Here is a 19,240-nt window from a genome sequence, read left to right as displayed (position 1 = left end):
ACCTTACTGCAATCCAAGATTGGCTTACGAGGCGCCCTTCACCTCCTGAAGGAGACCTTCGAGAATCTTGGCCGCGCCTTCGCGCGCCGCAGGTTTCTCAGCCTCGTCGTAGGCGTTTTCGACCACGGTGTAGAAGGTTTCGTGCAGGGTGGCGCTCTTCTCTTCAAAGACGGCACGCTCTTCTTCGGTCAATACGATAACCTGCAGATCTGGGCGCTCGGCTTTGATCTTTTCCATATTCTCCGCATTGATCTTGATCTGGTAGTCATGGGCCGCTTGTTCGGCGTCAGCGATGGCCTTCGTGACCATTTCCTGTTGCTCGGCGGGCAGGCCATTGAACCATTCGAGGTTGGTTGAAACAGTGCCGACATAGGGCTGCTGGCCCGGGAAGATCAGGAAGTCCTGAACTTCGTGCCACTTGGCATTGTAGATGAAATAGACCGGGTTCACCATTCCGTCGACGGTCTTGAGCTGCAGCGCGCCGTAAACTTCACCCCAGGACAGCGGCGTCGGGTTGGCGCCGAAGGCCTTGAAAGTCTCGACCGGGATGGTCGAGGTGAAAGTGCGGATCTTCTGACCTTCGAAATCGGCCGGGCTACGGATCGCCTTGTTGGCGCCCCAGGCCATTTCGCCTTCCGAGATCATGGTCAGAAGCTTGAGGTTCACTTTCTCGAACTTCGCGCTCAGATCTCCGTAGATGGTCGGGCTGGTGGTCAGCACCTTGCGGATAACGTCAACATCGCCACCCAGAACATAGGGGAGATCGAGAACCTGCGCTTCGGGCACGTAAGAGCCCAGATGACCGGTGCCGACCGACAGGAACTGGACAGTCCCTTTCGAGGTCAATTCGACGATGTCATTCTCGGTGCCCAATTGCCCGTAGTAGTAGATGCGCACCTTGATATCGCCGTCGGATTGCGTCTTGATGCTGTCGGCAAAGGCCTGTGCAAAAATGTCCTGCACGTCGCCTTTGTCCTCTTCCGAGGCGAACTTCCAGGTGTCGGCAATTGCCGCCGTGGAAAGACCGGCGGCAAGCAGCGCCGGAAAGATCAGCTTGCTGATGGTATTTTTCATGTTGGTCCTTTCTGGCCCGCTCACGCGGGGCCTTCTGAAATGATGACAAGGGGGCGAATTTCCTTGCCGTTTGGCTGTTCGACAGGTCGTTTGCAGAGCGCGCCATATCCGGCAGCGCCCGACGGGGTCGTAGCGACACCGATTGCGGCGAGGGCATCGGCGGCGGCCTGACCTTCTTCTTCAGTCAGGGTTTCGTAGCTCACGTCGCAGCGCTCAAGCACGCTCCAGGCAACGATCGAGGGGTCCTTGCAGTCAAGGCGGCCCATGTTGGATTCAGGTCCGGCACCGCGGGTCGGTTCGCCGGCGAGGTGGCTCGCCTTGAGGCAGGCGGCGGCTTCGGGTTCGGCGATGATGAGTTCGGGCTGTTCGGCCCAGTTCAACCGGATCATATGCGCCATCGCTGCGGCCAGACCTCCGACCCCTGCCTGCAGATAGACATGCGTGGGCCAGCGGCCCGACGCCTCAAAGGCGACGCGCAACTCCTCTGCGATGACGCAGTACCCCTCCATCACCCATTTCGGAATTTCGGTGTAGCCTTCCCATGTTCCGTCAGCGAGAAGTGTGTCCCCCGTACGCTCTGCATCGGCGATCGCTTCGGCGACGCTGTCTTCATAGACCTCTCCCGACCGCACAACTTCGGCACCCAACGCCTCGAGACGACCCGCAAAGCCGGCCGGCACGGTCTCGGCCAGATAGATGCGCGCCTTGGCACCCATCGCGCGCGCGCCCGCCGCAACGCCCATGCCATGATTGCCGGCACTGGCGCAGACAAAGGTATGGGTCGCGGCAAATTCGCGAACGTCCGCATCGGTCATGCGTTCGGGCGTCAGGGTCTCGCCGGTTTTCTCAAGCCAGCCGTGAGCCAGGATCTGCGCAACCGCATAGGGCGCCCCGAGCGCCTTGAAGGCGCCAAGGCCCATGCGCTGCGTCTCGTCCTTGGCGTAGACGGTCAGACCGTCCGGCCCTGCGATTTCGTGCATGGGCGACACGGTGTATAGCTCCTGTGTCTGAAAGAACTCCAGGGCGCGGGTGAAGTTTGGATGAAAACTGAGTGTGTCGATGGCTGGCATGGCGAGTGTATCCGATTTTGTCATGATCCCAGATCTTAGCATCAGCCGACTATTTCCTTTTTTCGTTCTTGCCCCTAACCTCGAGAATAAATTTCACATCGGCCCTTCAGAGCGCGGAAATTGTTCATGAGCACTGAGTTGGATGAAGCAGACCTGACCATTCTGAGAACGCTGCAGGCGGATTGCCGAGTCGGCCTTGAGTATCTCGCGCAGGAATGCAGCCTTTCGGTGCCCTCGGTTCAACGGCGGCTGAAGCGGTTGCGAGAGTCCAATTTGATTCTGAAAGAAGTAGCGGTGCTTGATCCGGCTCGATTCGGATACAAGACGACATTTATCGTACTTGTCGAACTAGACCGGGAATCGCTGCATCAGCTTGATTTGTTCCGAAAGCGAGCAAAGGCCGAGCCGCAGGTCCAGCAATGCTATTATGTAACCGGCGACGCGGATTTCATCTTGATCTGCACGGCACAGGACATGCAGGACTTCGAGGCTTTGACCCACCGGCTGTTCTTTGAAAATTCGAACGTCCGGCGATTCCGCACATCGGTGACGATGGAGCGCACCAAGGTTGGGTTGAACCTGCCGATCTGAACTGCAACCGAAATGCAGGGGGCGGTAGTTGCAAAAGGCCGATCGCATCCGAGTCGGGTCAGGCCAATGGGACCGAATTATCAGAAAAAATCTGAGCGGCCCCGGTTTGTGCAATTTTTTATCCCAAAGAGGCTGAAACTCGATGCCTATTGCGCATCGCGGCTGTGTATACCGGACTAAATCAAAGGATGGTTGCACCATGAGCGATTTCGAGTCTCGTTTGACACAGCTCCGGCAGGACCTTCACCGGCACCCCGAACCGGGCTTTCAGGAGACACGGACCAAGGCGGTCGTAGCCGAGCGCCTGCGGTCACTTGGCATTGACGTGCATGAGGGCGTTGGCGTTGTCGGCGTGCTTCGGGCCGGTACGGGGAACAAGGCCATCGGCCTGCGTGCCGACATGGACGCGCTTCCGATCAGCGAGACTTCGACTCACGGCTATGTCTCTGCATCACCGGGTGTCATGCATGCCTGCGGTCATGACGGGCACACCACGATGCTTCTGGGGGCTGCCGAACGTCTGGCGGAAAACCCGTCCTTTGACGGCACGGTTGTCTTTCTGTTTCAGCCGAACGAAGAACACGGCCTTGGCGCGCGCGCGATGATCGATGAAGGCTTTCTCGAGCAGTTTCCGGTCGAAGAAATCTATGCCATCCACAACCTGCCCGGTGCCCCTACCGGCCAGATCTCGACACGCGCGGGCATCATCTGCAACAGCGAGACGTTGTTTGAGATCGCCGTGATAGGTCGCGGCGGTCATGCCTCGATGCCGCAGACGGGTGTTGATGCCATCACCGTTGGTGCCGAACTTGTGCTCGCCCTGCAGTCGGTGGTTGCGCGTAAACTCGCACCCGCATCCGGCGCGGTCGTTTCGGTCACCGAATTCCTGACTGACGGTCAGCGCAACGTTCTGCCGGGAAATGCCACGCTCAAAGGCGATTTTCGCGCCCGTACCCCCGAGGACCGCATCGCCATCGAACGGTTCATGCGCCAGATCGCCGAGGGCGTCGCAGCCGCGCACGGGATCGAGGCCTCTGTCGCGTTTGATACCCAGTTTGTCGAGACCATCAACGCCGAGACACCGGTCGAGGCAGTCTACCGAGCGGCAGAGGCAACGGGTTGCGACCTTGTCCGAAACCGTACCCCGATGAGTTTTTCAGAGGATTTCGCGCAGTTTTCGGCCGCCGTGCCGGGGTGCTTCCTTCTGCTCGGCAACGGAGAAACCGGGACGCACGCGCGACCTCTCCATGCCTCAGACTATGACTTCAACGATGCGCTGCTGCCAATTGGCGCAGACTTCTGGGCCAAGCTGGTCGAAGACCGGCTGCCCCTGCGAAAGGACAATCTATCATGACTGCCCCAGATCGAGGTTTCAGGGAAGAAGAATTCGTCAGCCGCACGGCACGGGCGCAGGAAAGAATGGCCAAGGCCGGAATGGCCGGCCTGCTGCTGACCACCGAACCGGAGGTCCGCTATTTCAGCGGATTTCACACACTGTTCTGGCAAAGTCCCACCCGCCCCTGGTTTCTGTTTGTTCCGGCAACGGGCAAGCCCATTGCAATCATTCCCGAGATCGGTGCCGACCTCATGCGGCACACCTGGATTGATGACATCCGGACATGGAGCGCGCCCGCGCCAGAGGATGACGGGATCAGCCTCCTGACAGACTTCCTGTCGCCCTATGCGCAACGCGGCGATACCATCGGCCTGATGAAGGGTCATGAGACGCATCTGAGGATGCCGCTTGGCGATTACGAGCGGCTTATGGCCGGGCTTGGCGCGCTGGTCATAGCCGATGCCACCAGCCTCGTACGCGGGCTGCGGATGGTGAAATCCGAGGCTGAGATCGAAAAGATCGCGCATATCTGTGCCATCGGATCGCGCACTTTCGCGCGGGTTCCCGACATCGCCCACGAAGGCCAGCCTCTCGAAGATCTGTTCCGGGCCTTTCGTCGTGAAGGTCTTGCCCAGGGGGCCGACGACGTTCCCTATCTGGTAGGCGGTGCCAATACAGGCGGCTATAGCGACGTCATCTCTCCGCCGTCGCGCCGCCCGCTGGCTCGGGGCGATATACTGATGCTTGACACCGGCGCCAACTGGGATGGGTACTTCTGCGACTTCGATCGGAACTTTGCCATCGGATCGGCGGACGATGCCTCGCGACGTGCCTATGATGTTCTCTGGCGCGCCACCGAAGCCGGAATTGCAGCAGCGCGTCCGGGGGCAACATGCCGGGATCTGTTCCTTGCGATGCAAGGGGTGATCGCCGAGATGGACGATCAGGGCGGTGATGTTGGCCGCCTCGGGCACGGGCTCGGGATGCAGCTGACCGAATGGCCATCGCATGCGGCCTGGGACACGACAGAGATAACCGAAAACATGGTTCTCACGCTCGAACCGTCGCTGGGCTATGGCGATGGCCGGATCATGGTCCACGAGGAAGACATCGTGGTACGTGCGGACGGAGCCCACCTGTTGACCGAGCGCGCCGCGCCGGACCTTCCGATCATCTGAGGTATAACCATGAAACTCGACTTCCAGACAGACAGCGGCATTGGCACGCGTGCGAATCTCGGCGTGATCGTTCTTGAAACCGACGAAACGCTGGAGCATGAATTTTCGCGAATTATGGCCCGCTCAGGCGTCGCGCTCTATCACAGCCGGATCGCGATGGTGCCGGAAATCCGCCCCGATACTCTGGCGCGCATGGAACTCGATCTGCCCGCCTCGGCGCGTCTACTACCACCATCGCTTCGCTTTGACGCCATCGGTTTCGGCTGCACCTCGGCATCAACGGTGATCGGATCGGAAAACGTGGCCTTGGCCGTGCAGAGCGCCTGCCCCGGCGCACAAGTGACCGACCCGCTCGCAGCCCTGATCGCGGCAGGTCGGGCGCTCGGGGCAAAACGGCTTGGCTTTGTCACGCCCTACGTGGCCGAAGTCTCGGCCAGGATGCGGCAAAAGCTCGAGGACGCCGGGTTCGAGATCGTGGGTTTCGGCTCTTTTGAGGAAGGCAACGACCGCGTCGTGGCGCGGATCACCGAGGACTCGATCCTTCAGGCAATCGAGTCTGTCGCCGCCGAGGCGCCCTGTGATGCCGTTGTCGTGTCTTGTACGAATTTGCGATGTCTCGATGTCATCCCTCGGGCCGAAGCAAAGATCGGGGTGCCGGTGATTTCGAGCAACCAGGCGCTTGCCTGGCACATGCTATGTTTGGCTGGGATCGACGACACCTGCGCCGAATTCGGGCGACTCTTTGCGCAGGGCCCAAGGAGTTAGGCTCGTCATCGATACGTACGTCCACATGCGGCCAATGTGGATGGGCTCGGCAGATGCCGATTTCGCTGAAGGCTTTCAAGCACCTGGCCAATCGAAAAGCTGGCAGGCTTCGAGCGGGGCGGATAGTCTTCGAAATATGCCCGAAACTGCCCCACAAGCGCCTGTGCAGAGACCTGCAAGTAGGTCGTGCCGACGCGCCAATGTCCATAGTGCATGGCCTCATGCTGGGCCCGCACAAATGAGTCACCATAAGCGTGCGTTTGGCAGCGGTTCTGACCCGCGCAACATGTCGACAGTTGATAGCCAACGATAACGTGCAGCGCGTCACGCAAATACCATTCCGGAGCAACACACACCCACAGATTGCTTGCGGTACGCCACGTCGCAACCTAAGCTATAATATAAGTCGACTGCGCTGCCTTCGGGTGCCCCAATAACAACAACAAAGAGGGAAATTTCATGTCTGAGGGAAAATTCGTTCGGGTCCTGGGTGCCCCTGATGTCATCGCTCTGGCATTTGGGGCGATGGTAGGTTGGGGTTGGGTCGTGCTTGCCGGTAGTTGGGTTGTCTCAGCCGGGGCCGTCGGCGCCATGCTCGCCTTTGCGATCGGAGGATTCGCCGTGATCCTGATCGGACTGACATACGCCGAACTCGCCGCCGCGATGCCCCTGACCGGAGGGGAACATGTCTATAGTCACCGGGCGCTCGGTATGGGCGGGTCGTTCTTTTGCACCTGGGCGATCATCCTAGGGTACATTTCGGTGGTCGCCTTCGAGGCTGTTGCCCTGCCGACCGTGGTTGAACACCTCTTTCCGAACTATAAGGTTGGGCTCTTGTGGAATGTCGCCGGGTGGGATGTGTATTTCACCTGGGCGATGGTGGGCTGCCTTGGTGCGGTGGCGATGACCTGGATCAACATCCGTGGCATTGAGACATGTGCGCTGCTGCAAAAGGTAGTGACGTTGCTGATCCTCCTTGTGGGCATCATGTTGATCACCGGGGCACTTTTCAACGGCGAGACAGCCAATATGGAACCGCTCTTTGTGGGCGGTGCTGGCGGTGTCATGGCGGTGCTGATCATGACGCCGTTCATGTTCGTCGGCTTTGATGTGATACCTCAGGCCGCAGAAGAGATTAACCTGCCTCACAAGACCATTGGGACCATCCTGATCGTCTCGGTCATGATGGCCGTGGCGTGGTACATCCTGATCATTCTGGCCGTCGCGCTGGCGATGCCATCTGCTGATTCCGGCGCATCAAGCCTGGCCACGGCCGACGCCATGACCACCTTGTTCGGTGGCGGCTGGGCTGGCAAGCTTCTGGTCATCGCCGGAATTGGCGGCATTATCACCAGCTGGAATGCGTTTCTGGTTGGTGGCAGCCGCGCGGTTTACGCAATGGCCCATGCCAAGATGCTCCCTGCGTTCCTTGGCAAGTTGCACCCAGTCTACAACACACCGGTGAACGCCATCCTGATGGTAGGTTCCCTGTCTGTCATTGCTCCATTTTTCGGGCGCAAGTCTCTGGTCTGGCTCGTGGATGCCGGGGGGTTGGGGATCGTCGTGGCCTACGCCACAGTCACCGTGTCCTTCTTGCTTCTTCGCAAAAACGAACCGGACATGCCCCGACCCTTCAAGGTCCCCTATGGCAACACTGTTGGCTGGGTAGCCCTTGCACTGTCGTTGGGTATCATCCTGCTTTACATGCCGTTCAGCCCGGCGGCGCTGGTCTGGCCGTATGAATGGGCCATCGTCGGAGGCTGGGCTATCCTTGGTTTTCTTTTCTACGTTTGGTCGCGAATGACGCACGCGGGCGAACCCGACCGCATCCTGGCCGCGCAGCTAAACGCTGAACCTGCGGCGGCACAGTAAAGTTAACTGACCCACGCCAACGCGATCCAGTACTTTGATCTTGAACAGCCCTTGATGCAGGGCTCCGTTCGAGTTCTTTTGTGATGCTGGCCGACCCTCAAATGTGACATGCGTCAATAATTTGACCGCAGTGCGGAATTGACTTTCGCAGCCATCGCATTGTTCACTGACGGATGGACCTATTGGGTATGCAATCTCAAAGGTAATTTAGGGAGAGAAGTTCATGCGTGTATTCTTGTTGGCAACTGCGATATCTATCGCGGCGGGTGCTGTGTCGGCTCAGGAGGCCGACCTGCCCAAACAATTGACCTGGACAGCCTATGGCACCGGATCAGCAGGTTATAACCAGGCGGTCGCGATTGGAGCGGCATTGCAAGAGGCGAGCGGCGTCAATCTGCGTGTACTGCCCGGCAAGAACGACATCGCTCGGACAGAACCCCTGCGACAGGGCAAAGTCCAGTTCTCGGCAAACGGGGTGGGCGGATCGTTCATGGCCCAAGAAGGCGTGTTCCAGTTCGGTGCCGAAAACTGGGGCCCGCAGCCAGTGCGCGTCCTTGCTGCCAACAACGGCGGCACAGTCGGGCTTTCTCTGGCCGTGGCGGCCGAAGCCTGCGAAAAGGCGGGCAAACCGGGCTGCGATGGTTTCACCTATGCAGACCTCAAAGGCATGCGTGTGGCTTGGGTCAAGGGTGCGCCGGCGCTCAATGTCAACAATGGCGCCTATCTAGCCTATGGCGGACTGACATGGGACGACGTAGAGAAGGTCGAATTCGGCGGCTTTGGCGACAGTTGGGCCGGCATGATCGACGGCAGTGTCGATGCGGCGTTTGCCTCAACAAACTCTGGCCGCGCATATGAGGCCGCATCTGGTCCGCGTGGCGTATACTGGCCCCCTATTGATGCGAACAATGCCGAGGGTATTGCCCGGATGCAGGCCATCGCGCCGTTCTTTTCGCCAATGACCGCCAAGGTGGGTGCCACCATCGATGGCACAGATGGCGTGCCGACGGCGGGCTATGCCTATCCGGTTCTGATGACCTACGCCGTGCAAGATGCAGATCTGACCTACAACATGACCAAGGCGATGAACGAAAACTTTGACGGCTTCAAAGACAACGCGCCCGGCATCAGCGGGTGGGCACTAGACAAGCAGAACTTCCAATGGGTTGCGCCCTATCACGAAGGGGCCATCCGCTACTACACCGAAATCGGTGTCTGGTCTGATGAGGACCAAGCACACAACGATAACCTGATTGCGCGCCAGGCGGCCTTGATGGCCGCATGGGATGAACTCAAGTCCGAAGCCCCTGCGGACTGGGAAGCGGCATGGGACGCAAAGCGTCGTGAGGCGTTGGAAGCGGGTGGTTTCGCTGTCGTTTTCTAGGCGGCGCCAAGCCTATCAAGGGCGGGCCCAAGGGCCCCTCCTCTTCTGTTGTCCGCTATCAGCCGGACCTACCCAATCGAGACACAAATGACAGCTCAGGATGGTGCCAAGGATCGCGGCAGTTCAGCACTTGAGGCGGAACGCAAAGCCGAGCGGTTGACCTTTTCCGGCCCCGCGCAATGGATGATCGTAGTGTTCACATTGGCCGCCATCGGTGTGGCCATCAATCAGCTCTTCAATCTGCGCCTTGGTGGATATTCCCTGTTGGAGGGGATGTATCTGTATGTTCTGGCGGGCCTGTTTCTGAGCCTGACCTTCATCACCTTCCGCGCGTACGGTCCTCCGTCCTCGCATGTGCCGTGGTATGACTGGTTGCTGAGCGCAGCCACGATCGTGATCATAGGCTTCTTTGTTGTCACTGCCGGGGCCAGCCTGGATGGAGGTTGGGAATACGCGGCACCAGAAAAGGCGATCTGGGCCTCCATCGCGCTCTACCTGCTGATCCTCGAGGGCACGCGCCGCGCAGGTGGGTTGGTGTTGTTTTTCATCGTGTTGGTGTTCTCGCTCTACCCGACATTTGCCGAACATGTGCCCGATCCTCTCAACGGTTTCACCCAACCTTTCACCGACGTGATCCCCTATTTCATGATCTCGTCTGAGGCGTCGTTTGGCATCCCGATGCGCGCATTTGGCAATCTCGTGATCGGTTTCATCCTGTTTGGCGCTGTCTTGCAATTCACCGGCGGCGGCAAGTTTTTCAACAATCTCGCCATGGCGCTGGTAGGTGGCTATCGCGGAGGTGCGGCGAAAGTCTCAATCTTTGCGTCCGGCTTTATGGGGTCAATGTCCGGCTCCGTGATCTCCAACGTGCTGACGACGGGCGCAGTTTCCATCCCGGCGATGAAAAAGACCGGGTTTTCCCCGCGATATGCGGCCGCGACAGAGGCCTGTGCCTCAACAGGCGGCGTTCTGATGCCCCCCATCATGGGGGCAACCGCCTTTGTCATCGCGTCATGGCTCAGCCGCCCTTATGTAGAGATCATGCTGGCGGCGGCGATCCCGTCCATACTGTATTTCTTTGGATTGTTCGTGCAGGTCGATGCCTATTCGGCCCGACGTGGCCTGACCGGGCTGCCCAAGGTTGACCGCCCCGCCGTGCTGAACACCCTCCGTGAGGGCTGGCTCTATATCGCGGTCTTTGCGCTGCTGATTTTTCTCATGGTGGCCTTCCGCTGGGAAAAGACAGCGCCGTTTTATGCCGTCACCCTGCTCCTGGTTGTGAACCAATTTAACAAGAACGACCGCGTGTCGTGGCAAGGGTTCCTGAACATCATCGCCTCTGTGGGCCGCACCCTGTCGGAACTGGTCGCCGTGTTGCTTGGCATTGGTATGATCGTGGGCGCATTTCAGGCCACAGGCCTCACCGGGCCGCTGGCGAATGAGTTGGTGCACATGGCGGGCGATTCCCTGACGATGTTGCTTATCATGGGGGCGGTGACGTCGTTCATCTTTGGCATGGGGATGACGGTGACAGCTTGCTACATCTTCCTCGCTGTCGTGCTTGCGCCCGCTCTGGTGCAGGCCGGCCTGAACGAACTCGCTGTGCATTTGTTTATCCTTTACTGGGGCATGGTCAGCTTTATCACACCACCCGTCGCTCTGGGTGCATTTGCGGCCGCATCGATGGCAGGTGCCAATGCATTCCAGACCGGGTTCGAGGCGATGAAGTTGGGCGGAGTCATCTATGTCATCCCCTTCTTCTTTGTGTTGAACCCGGCGTTGATCGGCCAGGGCCCACTGATAGAGGTCGCCGTGGTTCTGGCCTGCGCCTTGATTGGCGTGTGGTTCATTTCTGCCGCGCTTCAGGGATATGTAAGCTTCGTTGGACCGCTCAACTCCAGCCCGATGACCGCAGTGATGCGCCTGGTTCTGTTCGTTGCCGGGCTGCTCATCGCGGCCCCCATCGGCGGGATTGCGGGCTTGAGCCACTTTATGTTGACGCTTGTTGGATTTGCTATCGCCATCCCACCGCTTGCCATCGCATGGCGGGACGGGCAAGGAGTCCGATGAACCGAAAACTCTCGCTTGGCAAAACAACACGGACTGTTTCAAACGCCGTGACGGGATACAGGTACGCATTGTAGTGCATGGGTTGCCTGAACAGGCAAAGGCAAAGCCGTTGGAAATCTGGTTCCAGGATGCGGCGAGGTTGGCCAGAAAGGAACCCTGACCCGCATCCGGGCAAAGCGTGGAGCCCGCGCAAAGGAACCACGCGCCACAGATGGATCTACATATTTGGGGCGGCATAGGACATTTTCATGCCGGGCTGCTCTCTGCCGACTGCGCAACAGGAAGCGGCTCTTTGAAGGTGAGCGTCCGATAGGGGAAGGGGATTTCGATCCCGGCCGCATCCAGGGCGCCCTTGACCTTTGCAACCACTTGATCCTTGGAGCGGCGCACCTCCAGGGGTTCGGAACCAGTCCACCACGTCACTTCGAAGTTGATTGAAGAGCTTGCGAATTCCTGCGCAAAGATCTGAATGGGGTGTTTGGATTGGTCAACCGTATCGCATCCTGACACCGCCTGAGCGATGACATCACGTGCGGCATCAACGTCTTCATCATATGCAACGCCGCAAATAACAGTGACACGGCGGGTATCTTTAAATGTTTGGATTACAACAGGGTTCTTGAACAAGATCGAGTTGGGCACGATCACCAACTGCCCGTCTGTTTGCAGGATATGGCTTTCGCGAATGGCAATACGATCCACCTTGCCGTCGATACCCTCGCATTCGATATGATCGCCGATGCGCATCTCACGCCGGAAGAGGATGATGATGCCGGCGAGAAAATTCTCGAAGACATCCTTGAATGCAAAGCCGATGGCAACCGATCCGATACCGAGGCCTGCAAGGATACTTGCAGGCGTCAGGCCGGGGAAGACGATGACTGCTGCAATCATGATCCCCATGATCCAGACGAAAATCGAAGTGAGCAGGCTGAATAGGTCCTTGAGACTTTGACGCAGCTTCATGCCGCGCATGACCCGCGCGACAAGGTACTGTACCAGCTTGTTCAACACGGCCGTAAGCAAAAGAACAAATATCGCGACAGCGAGTTGAGGAAGCAAGGCGATAGACGCTCGGGCAATCTCGGTCAGTTGCCTTAGAAGAATCTCAACGGGTTCCATATTGCTTTGTTCTCCATAGGGCGAATTTGGTGTCAAAGGGCCTTGATGCATGGGCCCCCGCTCAGCTGATATCGCGTGCGGTCCTTTCGATTCAGGATGCTGTAGGTGCCGCATAAGCCCAACGCAGATCGCGGTGATAAGTTCCCAAAGCAGGAGCATCCGGTGATAAATTGGGCTGAGTACAACGAAAGCTTGCAGTGGCGAGCCGGAAGCACGATGTTTGCGCATCATACTCTTGTGGCTCGACGGGCGCTGAACCCGTGTCCCGCCCAGAATGTGCACTATTCCCGACAATGGGCGATAGAGCGAAGCGTAGTCGCAGGCTAGCTGGCATTTTAATTTTACTGTTCAGCCAAAGCGAAACACATGACTTTGGCACCCATAGGACACCCAGCCTCAAACTCGGATCGGAATGTGAACCGAGAAATGATGCAAGATTTTGATTTTATTTGATTTAGTGGTGCCCGGGGGCGGAATCGAACCACCGACACGAGGATTTTCAATCCACTGCTCTACCCCTGAGCTACCCGGGCATCGGAAAGGCTGTGGCCTTTGGGTGCGGGCGTTCTAGGCTCTGTGCGGGGTAGTGTCCAGAGGCTTTTTGCCATGCCGATGTTCAATGTGGGCGGCGTGTCTCCGGTTCCGGGTCATCAGGGGCGATTTCGATGTCATCCTGGCGTTGTGACGGAACCGCGTAGGACCCGTTTAGCCATTTGCCAAGGTCACGGTCCGCGCAGCGTCTGGAGCAGAATGGACGGTAGCGACGCTGTGTTTCGGCGTCACAGATCGGGCAGCTCATGTCAGAACCCCGTCAAGTGGCGTGCGGCCTCGTTTGCGCTGCAGTTCGTAGTGGCCGAGCGGCGTCCAGCCGACCAGCGCGGTTTCTTCGCTGTCGGAACGAAAGGCGGCGCGGAGGGCAGTTTCAAAGCTGCGCCGATCCTTCTTGGGCATTGGCGCAAGATCAAGCGTGATCTGCCCTCCAAGACCGCGCACGCGCAGGGCGCGCGGCAGGGCGCGGGCACAGGCCAAATTGGCCTTGATCCCGGCGGCGAGCGAACTGTCAGGACCGGTGTTTACATCAACGGCAATCAGTGCGCGCGTGGGTTCGATGAACATGCGCCCTCCGCCTGCCAGCGGCTCGACCGGTCCGCATGCGGCGGTGAGCGCATCAAGAACGCCATGATCCGCAAACCCTTGCGCTTCGGTTACGATCTCGGCCGGTGCAGTCCAGTCACGCCAGGCCAGTGCATGCGGTCCGTCGCCATCAAGCAACGTTTCGGTTTCGGTGCCGGTGTCGTCTAGAACTGCACCGGCCAACTCCGCCATGCGCGCGATATCTTCGGCGATTTCGTCCTGGTCTGCCCCGTCGCAAGATGATCGCAGGATCAGGCCAAAGGGCGCGCCCTCCATCGTATCATGCGCGATCTCCAGCAGGCGGTCGCGTTCCGCGTCGTCGCGAATGCTGCGCGACAGGTTCAGGCCGGGTGTGCCGGGGGTGATGATCGCATAGCGGCTCTTGAACAGGAGTTTCTGTGTGACAGGAATGGCTTTGCCCGGCTCCGCATACCCGGTCACCTGGACCAGCAGCAACTGTCCGGGCGCTAGTCCCTTGACCTGGCGCAGGAATGCCGATCCGCCCGGTACAGTCAGGAACATGCCGCCTTGTCCCTTGACCGGACGATCTGCGCGGGCGCGATAGATGGTTCCGGGCGCCGGAGCATCGCTTTCGATCAGAAAGTCGTCAAGGTGACCATCAACCATCAGTGCAGCGGCTTCTCGGCCTTCCAGATGATCGAGAATGATGCAACGTCCCCTCATGATGGCTCCCGATACAACGGCACGCCTACGGCCTGAAGGATTCCGGCGGTTTCGGCAAGCGGCAGGCCGACAATACCGGTGAACGATCCGCTGATCCAAGGGATGAACGCCCCGGCAGGCCCCTGGATCGCATAGGCACCGGCCTTGCCCTGCCAGTCGTTGGTGGCGAGATAGGCGTTGAGTTCACAATCCGAAAGACGCTTCATTCGCACGGTGCTGACGACCTCGGTTTCCCGCAATACCGCGCCTCGGCGCACCGCGACGGCGGTGATCACACGGTGGCGGCGTCCGGACAAGGCCAGCAGAAACGCTGCCGCCTCGCCCGCATCCGAGGGTTTTCCCAGAATGCGACGGCCCAGAGCCACGGTGGTGTCGGCGCAGAGCACGACATCATCTGCCTCTGCCTGAACCGAAGTGACCTTTTCGCGCGCGATACGGGCGCAATACGGGCGCGGCAGCTCGCCTTTGCGTGGGTCTTCGTCGATCTCGGGCGGGCGCACCGCATCTGGCGTCAGCCCAAGCTGCGCCAGCAGGTCCAGCCTGCGTGGGCTGCCCGATCCGAGAATGAACGCCATAGGTCAGGCGTTACTTGAAGCGGTAGTTGATCCGACCCTTGGTCAGATCATAGGGGGTCATCTCGACCTGAACCTTGTCGCCGGCAAGGACGCGGATGCGGTTCTTGCGCATCTTTCCCGCCGTATGCGCGATGATTTCATGGCCGTTCTCAAGTTCGACCCGAAATGTCGCATTCGGCAGGAGTTCCTTCACGACACCGGGGAATTCGAGGATATCTTCCTTGGCCATGTTGTCTCCATAGTGACGGATCCCGCCTGTGGGCAGGGTGTGCGGCTAGATGATGCTTTTCCAGTGGCTTTTCAAGCGTTCAATCCGCAATGGCCAGCATTTGTGACCGAATTGAAACGTGTCGCGGCGAAAAAGCGGGGTTCTGTGAGTTCAAACCGCGGGATGTGAGGTGCTTTGCGCGAGTGGGCCAGAGGTGCCCCAGCGAATCAACTAATCACCCGCATGACTTGGGTGTGGACAGGAAAGAGGCAGCACCTCGCAGCCTACGCGGCACAAATGTTCTGTACATTGTATGCCAAAGAGGGAAACCGAAACGAACCCCATGAGTCCACGGGACAGCAACCAACGGAACTCCTTGAATGGTGTCGTGCTGGAAATCTGACCCGAAATGTGACAAGGTGCGGGAAGTCCCGAGGAGATCGAATTGCGTGTTTTCATCCTGGCACTTGCCACCACCTTCTGCGCAGGCACCGTCAGCGCGGACCAACAGGCCGCAGAGGCGTGCAAATCCAAACTCTCGCCGATTGGCCAGGAAATCTATGCTGCCTCCCTGGCACAGCACCCGACGGAGGCGACGGGGCGCGAGATCGTCAAGTCCGAAGTTGAAAAACTCATGGCCGAAGGAAAGATCAGCATGTCCGATGCGCGCAGTGAAGGACAGGCCGCCGGCGATTGCCTCAAATTGCTGAAATAGCGGCGCGCGCCATCCTCTTCCAAACGGTGCTGACCCGGTTCTCAGATGCTTTCGCCCAGTGCCATATACAGCAGAATACGGTTGTTTAGCAGCGCCGCCTCGGTTTCGATCACGTTCACCTGTCGCTCGAGCTTGAACTGCTGCAGGATCAGTAGGCCGGTCATGTCGATCGTGCCCTGAATGTACCGATCGTTCGCGAATTCCAGCGCCTGGTTGGCATCTTTCAACGACTCCCGCCAATTGGCCAGTTCGGACCGCAGCACCTTTTCGTTGGCCAGCGCGGTCTCGACTTCGTTGAACGCCTCAAGCACCGTTTGCCCATATTCCGCTACTGCTGCCGATTGCTTGGCCGACATTCTGACCACGTCCGCCTGCAACGCACCGCCGGCAAAAATGGGCTGCAGCAAATTGATACCGATCCGAAGGAATTCGGGATTGGTGCCCAACAATGCCAGTTCGGGATCGAGCAATTTGCCGCCCGCAGCGCTCAGGGAAATGCCGGGCAAGCGGGCTAGTTTCGCGGTTTCCGATTTATAAAAAGCGGCGATGACCTTGTTTCGGGCCGCGATCACATCCGGACGACGGTCAAGTAATGAAAGCGGCAGGCCCGAGGCCGGTAAGCTTGAAGGCATCCTGGGAAAACTGGAGGCGGGCTTCAGTTTCAGACCCGGATAACGGCCCACGAGCACTTCCAGGCTGCCGATTGCCTGATTCTGCGAGGTCTGGATCTGACTCGTCGCGGCCTTTGCAGCGGCGACGCGGGAGCGGGCCTGAACCACGTCAAAATCCGAAACCTGACCAGCAGCGGCCTTTTTGTCGGTGAGGTCCAGAAGATCGGAATAAACCGTTGTGGCCTGGCGGCTGACAGCAATCAGCCGGGCCAGTTCGATATTGGCGATCCAGGTGCGGGCCACGGTGGCGGCGATCGATTGCTGCAGATAGCGGGCGTCCTCGGCGATGGCCCTGGCCAATGCGGCACTGGCCGCTTTGTTGGCACGCAGCTTGCCCCATACATCCAGCTCCCATGATGCCGCGATAGCGCCTCCCTGAAGGGTGCTGGTGCGATCCCGTTTTGTCAGTTCGGAGCGCTGGCTGCCAAGCTCAAGCCCGACCTGAGGGAGAATGGGGGCGCCGGAAATGACCACGGTTTGCAGCGCGGCTTCGACGCGCGCGGCGGCGGCGACAAGATCGCGGTTGTTTTCCAGCCCCTCCCTGACGAGGCTCGTCATGTTGGGGTCGCGAAAGCTGGCGACCCAGTTGCCGCGAACTGCCGATGTCGCCGCGCCGGACGTGGACCATGCCGCTGGGATTGCCGTGCCAGCCGGCAACGCCTCGTCAAGGATGGCGGTGTCGGTCGGCACCGGTTGAAGCTCGCACGCGGCGAGTGCCAGAACACCGAGAATGGCGCCCATCAATCTCTGCGGTACGTTGTTTGCAACGAATATCATGCGGTTCCCCAAGAGATTTCTAGATCGGCAACGGATAGACCCAACGGCCCCAAGTATAGGTTCGCAACGAGATTTGACCCAGCCATGTAAACGGATTGTCGCTGGTCAGGATCAATGTTGCCCCACCGACCCCGATGCCAAGCCGAACCGTGGGGTCGTCCAGGGTGATCTTGACAGGTAACCGTGCTTCCGTATGCAGGGGAATGTCCGGAAACAGCGGCAGGTTACCAGACGGGGTGTATTGCCCCCGCCGGCTCGCATACCAGATCTCTTCCACCTTGCCGCTGAAATGCTTGCCCGGGTAGGTGTTTATCGCCACCACGACAGGCTGGCCGGGGCGCACGTTCATCAGGTTCTCCTGACGGTAGGCCGCGATCAGATAGGGATCCTTGTCTATGATCAGACTGGCGATCGCGCCAACGCGCAATTCGCCGGACACCATGCCTTCTTGCACCTGCAGGTTGACGATCACGCCATCATTCGGAGCCTTCAATTCGGTATGTTCCAGGTAGTACTGCGCCTGTTCCAGCGCAGCTTCGGCCTGGATGACCGATGTGTTCACGCCATCGATCTGTGAGGCGTAGGCGAGTTCGGCACGCTTTTGGGATTCCTGCGCTTCTGCAAGTGAGGCCTGCGCAGAGTTGACGCGGGACGTCCATTCATCCGCAGATTCCTGCGAACCCGCGCGTTGCGATGCCAAGGTCGTGAAACGCTCTTGCTGAACCTTGGCAAAATCGAGATCGGATTGCGCGCGCGTGACAGAGTCCTTGGCGGCGGCAATGTCCGCTTCCAGGATCTTGGCGTTCTGCTTGGCCGCGACAACGGCGGCCTCCGCAGACTGGACCTGTGACTCGTATATGCTCTTGTCAAAGACAAACAGGATATCGCCTTTCTTGACGGGTGCGTTCTCCTTTACACGCACCTCTGTCACAAGTGTCGGTTGGGGCAGCCGGGGCACCAGTTGGACGGTATGCCGCACGACCCGGACATCGGTTGAAAACGGTGACTGCATTCGCGTTCCGACCAGCGGCACAATCAAGAGGTGGAGAAGAAAGAAGGCCGAGATCAAACCCCATGTCGGCGTAAAGCGCAGCCACTTGAACTTGACGAAGACCACCCAGACGAAAAGCAGATAGACAAGCGTGATCGCGACAACACCCAGCATGCTCAGGCCTCCTGTTCGTTGGCTGAGGGTGCGGGTTGTTCAGGTTCCGGCAGTTCCTCCTTGCCATAAGCGTATTTTTTCAACCGCGCGAGGTCTTCCTTGATCGCCTCGCGCTCTTCATCCGGAAATCTGCGGATATCAATCACATCAGTAGGCTTGAATGCCCAGGTAAAGGCTTGAATCCACGGAACAATGGCCAGAAAACCCGTCCACCCCATGGTATAGACCGCTTCGGCCTCGGGGTGGTTTCGTGAAACGGCGATGCGGCCCGGCAGACCCAACAACCACGCAAGCGCCGCCAATCCGCCAAACACACATATCATCCCACAACCAAGCGCCACAAAATCCCAGAAATAGTAGGAGTTCTGAATTGCGGACCATCCGCTATCGGCGTTTTCCATCGTTTTCCTCGTTTTAGGGCTCGCCCGGCTTGAAACGCGCCGGGCCTCCCGGACGTGTTTCGAACCTGCGAAATTCGCGTTGACCTCGGCGCGAGAGGCTTGTCTTCTTGTTGATAGCGGTTGTCTGGGAACCTCGTAAGGGTTTTGCTCGCGGTACTAAACGTGTGGTTGTCAAAATTGCCGAATTTTTCAACGTGGTCAATTTAGTTCGGCGTTCGATTTCACGACGCCAGCTTGCAAGACCCTCAAATTTGCACCTGCGCCGGCCTGAAATCCCGGCGCGATCCCGAAAACACCTCGCAAGTACAGGTGCGTCCACACTGTGCCAAATGGCGTGGGCAATCCCGATGACGGTCAGGCTCGTGGCGCGTAATCAGGGTTCACGATGATGTGGATGTCGCATTTGATGTGGTTCTTGTCCGATCCCAGACTCCTATTTTTCGATTGG

General features: G+C 58.9%; 18 protein-coding genes and 1 tRNA gene. 8 read left to right on the top strand and 11 right to left on the bottom strand.

The window, feature by feature from the left end:
• Nucleotides 1–24: 24 nt before the first annotated feature.
• Both QO231_RS15680 and QO231_RS15675 read right to left on the bottom strand, forming a co-directional pair.
• Nucleotides 25–1,074 (bottom strand): TRAP transporter substrate-binding protein, encoded by a 1,050-nt coding sequence (locus QO231_RS15680; protein ID WP_316778363.1) that lies wholly within the window; start codon nucleotides 1,072–1,074, stop codon nucleotides 25–27.
• Nucleotides 1,075–1,094: 20 nt separating this feature from the next.
• A complete protein-coding gene (locus QO231_RS15675; RefSeq protein ID WP_316778361.1) occupies nucleotides 1,095–2,168 on the bottom strand; it encodes a pyridoxal-phosphate dependent enzyme in 1,074 nt (357 codons plus the stop codon).
• Between the two features lie 102 nt (nucleotides 2,169–2,270).
• On the opposite strand from QO231_RS15675, the gene QO231_RS15670 reads away from it, so the two are divergent.
• From QO231_RS15670 to QO231_RS15640, 7 genes are all read left to right on the top strand, one after another.
• A complete protein-coding gene (locus QO231_RS15670; protein ID WP_316778358.1) occupies nucleotides 2,271–2,735 on the top strand; it encodes an Lrp/AsnC family transcriptional regulator in 465 nt (154 codons plus the stop codon).
• Between the two features lie 199 nt (nucleotides 2,736–2,934).
• Entirely contained in the window at nucleotides 2,935–4,089 is a 1,155-nt protein-coding gene (locus QO231_RS15665; protein ID WP_316778355.1) for an amidohydrolase, read from the top strand.
• Nucleotides 4,086–5,249 carry a M24 family metallopeptidase gene (locus QO231_RS15660; protein WP_316778353.1) on the top strand — a complete coding sequence of 388 codons (1,164 nt, stop codon included), beginning with the start codon at nucleotides 4,086–4,088 and terminating at the stop codon, nucleotides 5,247–5,249. Before QO231_RS15665 ends, QO231_RS15660 begins: the two co-directional genes overlap by 4 nt.
• A 9-nt stretch (nucleotides 5,250–5,258) precedes the next feature.
• Complete coding sequence (locus QO231_RS15655) at nucleotides 5,259–6,014, top strand: maleate cis-trans isomerase family protein (RefSeq protein ID WP_316778350.1); 756 nt, start codon at nucleotides 5,259–5,261, stop codon at nucleotides 6,012–6,014.
• 459 nt (nucleotides 6,015–6,473) lie between these two features.
• Nucleotides 6,474–7,886: an APC family permease gene (locus QO231_RS15650; protein WP_316778347.1), complete on the top strand. Its 1,413-nt coding sequence runs from the start codon at nucleotides 6,474–6,476 to the stop codon at nucleotides 7,884–7,886.
• A 223-nt stretch (nucleotides 7,887–8,109) separates the two neighbouring features.
• The gene (locus QO231_RS15645; protein WP_316778345.1) at nucleotides 8,110–9,270 is read left to right on the top strand and encodes a TAXI family TRAP transporter solute-binding subunit; all 1,161 of its coding nucleotides are present in this window, start codon (nucleotides 8,110–8,112) and stop codon (nucleotides 9,268–9,270) included.
• Nucleotides 9,271–9,357: 87 nt separating this feature from the next.
• Entirely contained in the window at nucleotides 9,358–11,340 is a 1,983-nt protein-coding gene (locus QO231_RS15640; protein WP_316778343.1) for a TRAP transporter permease, read from the top strand.
• 246 nt (nucleotides 11,341–11,586) lie between these two features.
• On the opposite strand, the gene QO231_RS15635 is transcribed toward QO231_RS15640, so the two are convergent.
• From QO231_RS15635 to infA, 6 genes are all read right to left on the bottom strand, one after another.
• Complete coding sequence (locus QO231_RS15635) at nucleotides 11,587–12,693, bottom strand: mechanosensitive ion channel family protein (protein WP_316778339.1); 1,107 nt, start codon at nucleotides 12,691–12,693, stop codon at nucleotides 11,587–11,589.
• Nucleotides 12,694–12,920: 227 nt separating this feature from the next.
• Nucleotides 12,921–12,995: transfer RNA gene (locus QO231_RS15630), tRNA-Phe, on the bottom strand.
• A gap of 83 nt (nucleotides 12,996–13,078) precedes the next feature.
• Nucleotides 13,079–13,261 (bottom strand): DNA gyrase inhibitor YacG, encoded by a 183-nt coding sequence (locus QO231_RS15625; RefSeq protein ID WP_316778336.1) that lies wholly within the window; start codon nucleotides 13,259–13,261, stop codon nucleotides 13,079–13,081.
• Nucleotides 13,258–14,280: a ribonuclease E/G gene (locus QO231_RS15620; RefSeq protein ID WP_316778333.1), complete on the bottom strand. Its 1,023-nt coding sequence runs from the start codon at nucleotides 14,278–14,280 to the stop codon at nucleotides 13,258–13,260. The genes QO231_RS15625 and QO231_RS15620 overlap by 4 nt, the downstream gene beginning before the upstream one ends.
• A complete protein-coding gene (locus QO231_RS15615; RefSeq protein ID WP_316778331.1) occupies nucleotides 14,277–14,855 on the bottom strand; it encodes a Maf family protein in 579 nt (192 codons plus the stop codon). Before QO231_RS15615 ends, QO231_RS15620 begins: the two co-directional genes overlap by 4 nt.
• A 10-nt stretch (nucleotides 14,856–14,865) precedes the next feature.
• Nucleotides 14,866–15,084: a translation initiation factor IF-1 gene (gene infA / locus QO231_RS15610; RefSeq protein WP_010137880.1), complete on the bottom strand. Its 219-nt coding sequence runs from the start codon at nucleotides 15,082–15,084 to the stop codon at nucleotides 14,866–14,868.
• A gap of 424 nt (nucleotides 15,085–15,508) precedes the next feature.
• On the opposite strand from infA, the gene QO231_RS15605 reads away from it, so the two are divergent.
• Nucleotides 15,509–15,778: a hypothetical protein gene (locus QO231_RS15605; protein WP_316778310.1), complete on the top strand. Its 270-nt coding sequence runs from the start codon at nucleotides 15,509–15,511 to the stop codon at nucleotides 15,776–15,778.
• Between the two features lie 41 nt (nucleotides 15,779–15,819).
• Here the strand turns inward: QO231_RS15605 and QO231_RS15600 are convergent, their stop codons facing one another.
• Genes QO231_RS15600 through QO231_RS15590 form a run of 3 tightly spaced genes read right to left on the bottom strand, consistent with a single transcriptional unit; the run spans nucleotide 15,820 to nucleotide 18,792 of the window.
• A complete protein-coding gene (locus tag QO231_RS15600; protein ID WP_316778307.1) occupies nucleotides 15,820–17,226 on the bottom strand; it encodes an efflux transporter outer membrane subunit in 1,407 nt (468 codons plus the stop codon).
• A gap of 19 nt (nucleotides 17,227–17,245) precedes the next feature.
• On the bottom strand, nucleotides 17,246–18,391 hold the full coding sequence (locus QO231_RS15595) for an HlyD family secretion protein (RefSeq protein WP_316778304.1): 1,146 nt from the start codon (nucleotides 18,389–18,391) through the stop codon (nucleotides 17,246–17,248).
• Nucleotides 18,392–18,393: 2 nt separating this feature from the next.
• Nucleotides 18,394–18,792 (bottom strand): hypothetical protein, encoded by a 399-nt coding sequence (locus tag QO231_RS15590; RefSeq protein ID WP_316778302.1) that lies wholly within the window; start codon nucleotides 18,790–18,792, stop codon nucleotides 18,394–18,396.
• Between the last annotated feature and the right edge of the window lie 448 nt (nucleotides 18,793–19,240).

This window comes from Sedimentitalea todarodis (assembly GCF_032595355.1).
GTDB lineage: Bacteria > Pseudomonadota > Alphaproteobacteria > Rhodobacterales > Rhodobacteraceae > Sedimentitalea > Sedimentitalea todarodis.
The sequence above is the reverse complement of the archived record's forward strand: the minus strand, read 5'-3'. Positions and strand labels throughout refer to the sequence as shown.

Coding starts and splice junctions, on each gene's coding strand:
- QO231_RS15680 (WP_316778363.1), bottom strand. CDS start 1,074: ATGAAAAATACCATCAGCAAGCTGATCTTTCCGGCGCTGCTTGCCGCC.
- QO231_RS15675 (WP_316778361.1), bottom strand. CDS start 2,168: ATGACAAAATCGGATACACTCGCCATGCCAGCCATCGACACACTCAGT.
- QO231_RS15670 (WP_316778358.1), top strand. CDS start 2,271: ATGAGCACTGAGTTGGATGAAGCAGACCTGACCATTCTGAGAACGCTG.
- QO231_RS15665 (WP_316778355.1), top strand. CDS start 2,935: ATGAGCGATTTCGAGTCTCGTTTGACACAGCTCCGGCAGGACCTTCAC.
- QO231_RS15660 (WP_316778353.1), top strand. CDS start 4,086: ATGACTGCCCCAGATCGAGGTTTCAGGGAAGAAGAATTCGTCAGCCGC.
- QO231_RS15655 (WP_316778350.1), top strand. CDS start 5,259: ATGAAACTCGACTTCCAGACAGACAGCGGCATTGGCACGCGTGCGAAT.
- QO231_RS15650 (WP_316778347.1), top strand. CDS start 6,474: ATGTCTGAGGGAAAATTCGTTCGGGTCCTGGGTGCCCCTGATGTCATC.
- QO231_RS15645 (WP_316778345.1), top strand. CDS start 8,110: ATGCGTGTATTCTTGTTGGCAACTGCGATATCTATCGCGGCGGGTGCT.
- QO231_RS15640 (WP_316778343.1), top strand. CDS start 9,358: ATGACAGCTCAGGATGGTGCCAAGGATCGCGGCAGTTCAGCACTTGAG.
- QO231_RS15635 (WP_316778339.1), bottom strand. CDS start 12,693: ATGATGCGCAAACATCGTGCTTCCGGCTCGCCACTGCAAGCTTTCGTT.
- QO231_RS15625 (WP_316778336.1), bottom strand. CDS start 13,261: ATGAGCTGCCCGATCTGTGACGCCGAAACACAGCGTCGCTACCGTCCA.
- QO231_RS15620 (WP_316778333.1), bottom strand. CDS start 14,280: ATGAGGGGACGTTGCATCATTCTCGATCATCTGGAAGGCCGAGAAGCC.
- QO231_RS15615 (WP_316778331.1), bottom strand. CDS start 14,855: ATGGCGTTCATTCTCGGATCGGGCAGCCCACGCAGGCTGGACCTGCTG.
- infA (WP_010137880.1), bottom strand. CDS start 15,084: ATGGCCAAGGAAGATATCCTCGAATTCCCCGGTGTCGTGAAGGAACTC.
- QO231_RS15600 (WP_316778307.1), bottom strand. CDS start 17,226: ATGATATTCGTTGCAAACAACGTACCGCAGAGATTGATGGGCGCCATT.
- QO231_RS15595 (WP_316778304.1), bottom strand. CDS start 18,391: ATGCTGGGTGTTGTCGCGATCACGCTTGTCTATCTGCTTTTCGTCTGG.
- QO231_RS15590 (WP_316778302.1), bottom strand. CDS start 18,792: ATGGAAAACGCCGATAGCGGATGGTCCGCAATTCAGAACTCCTACTAT.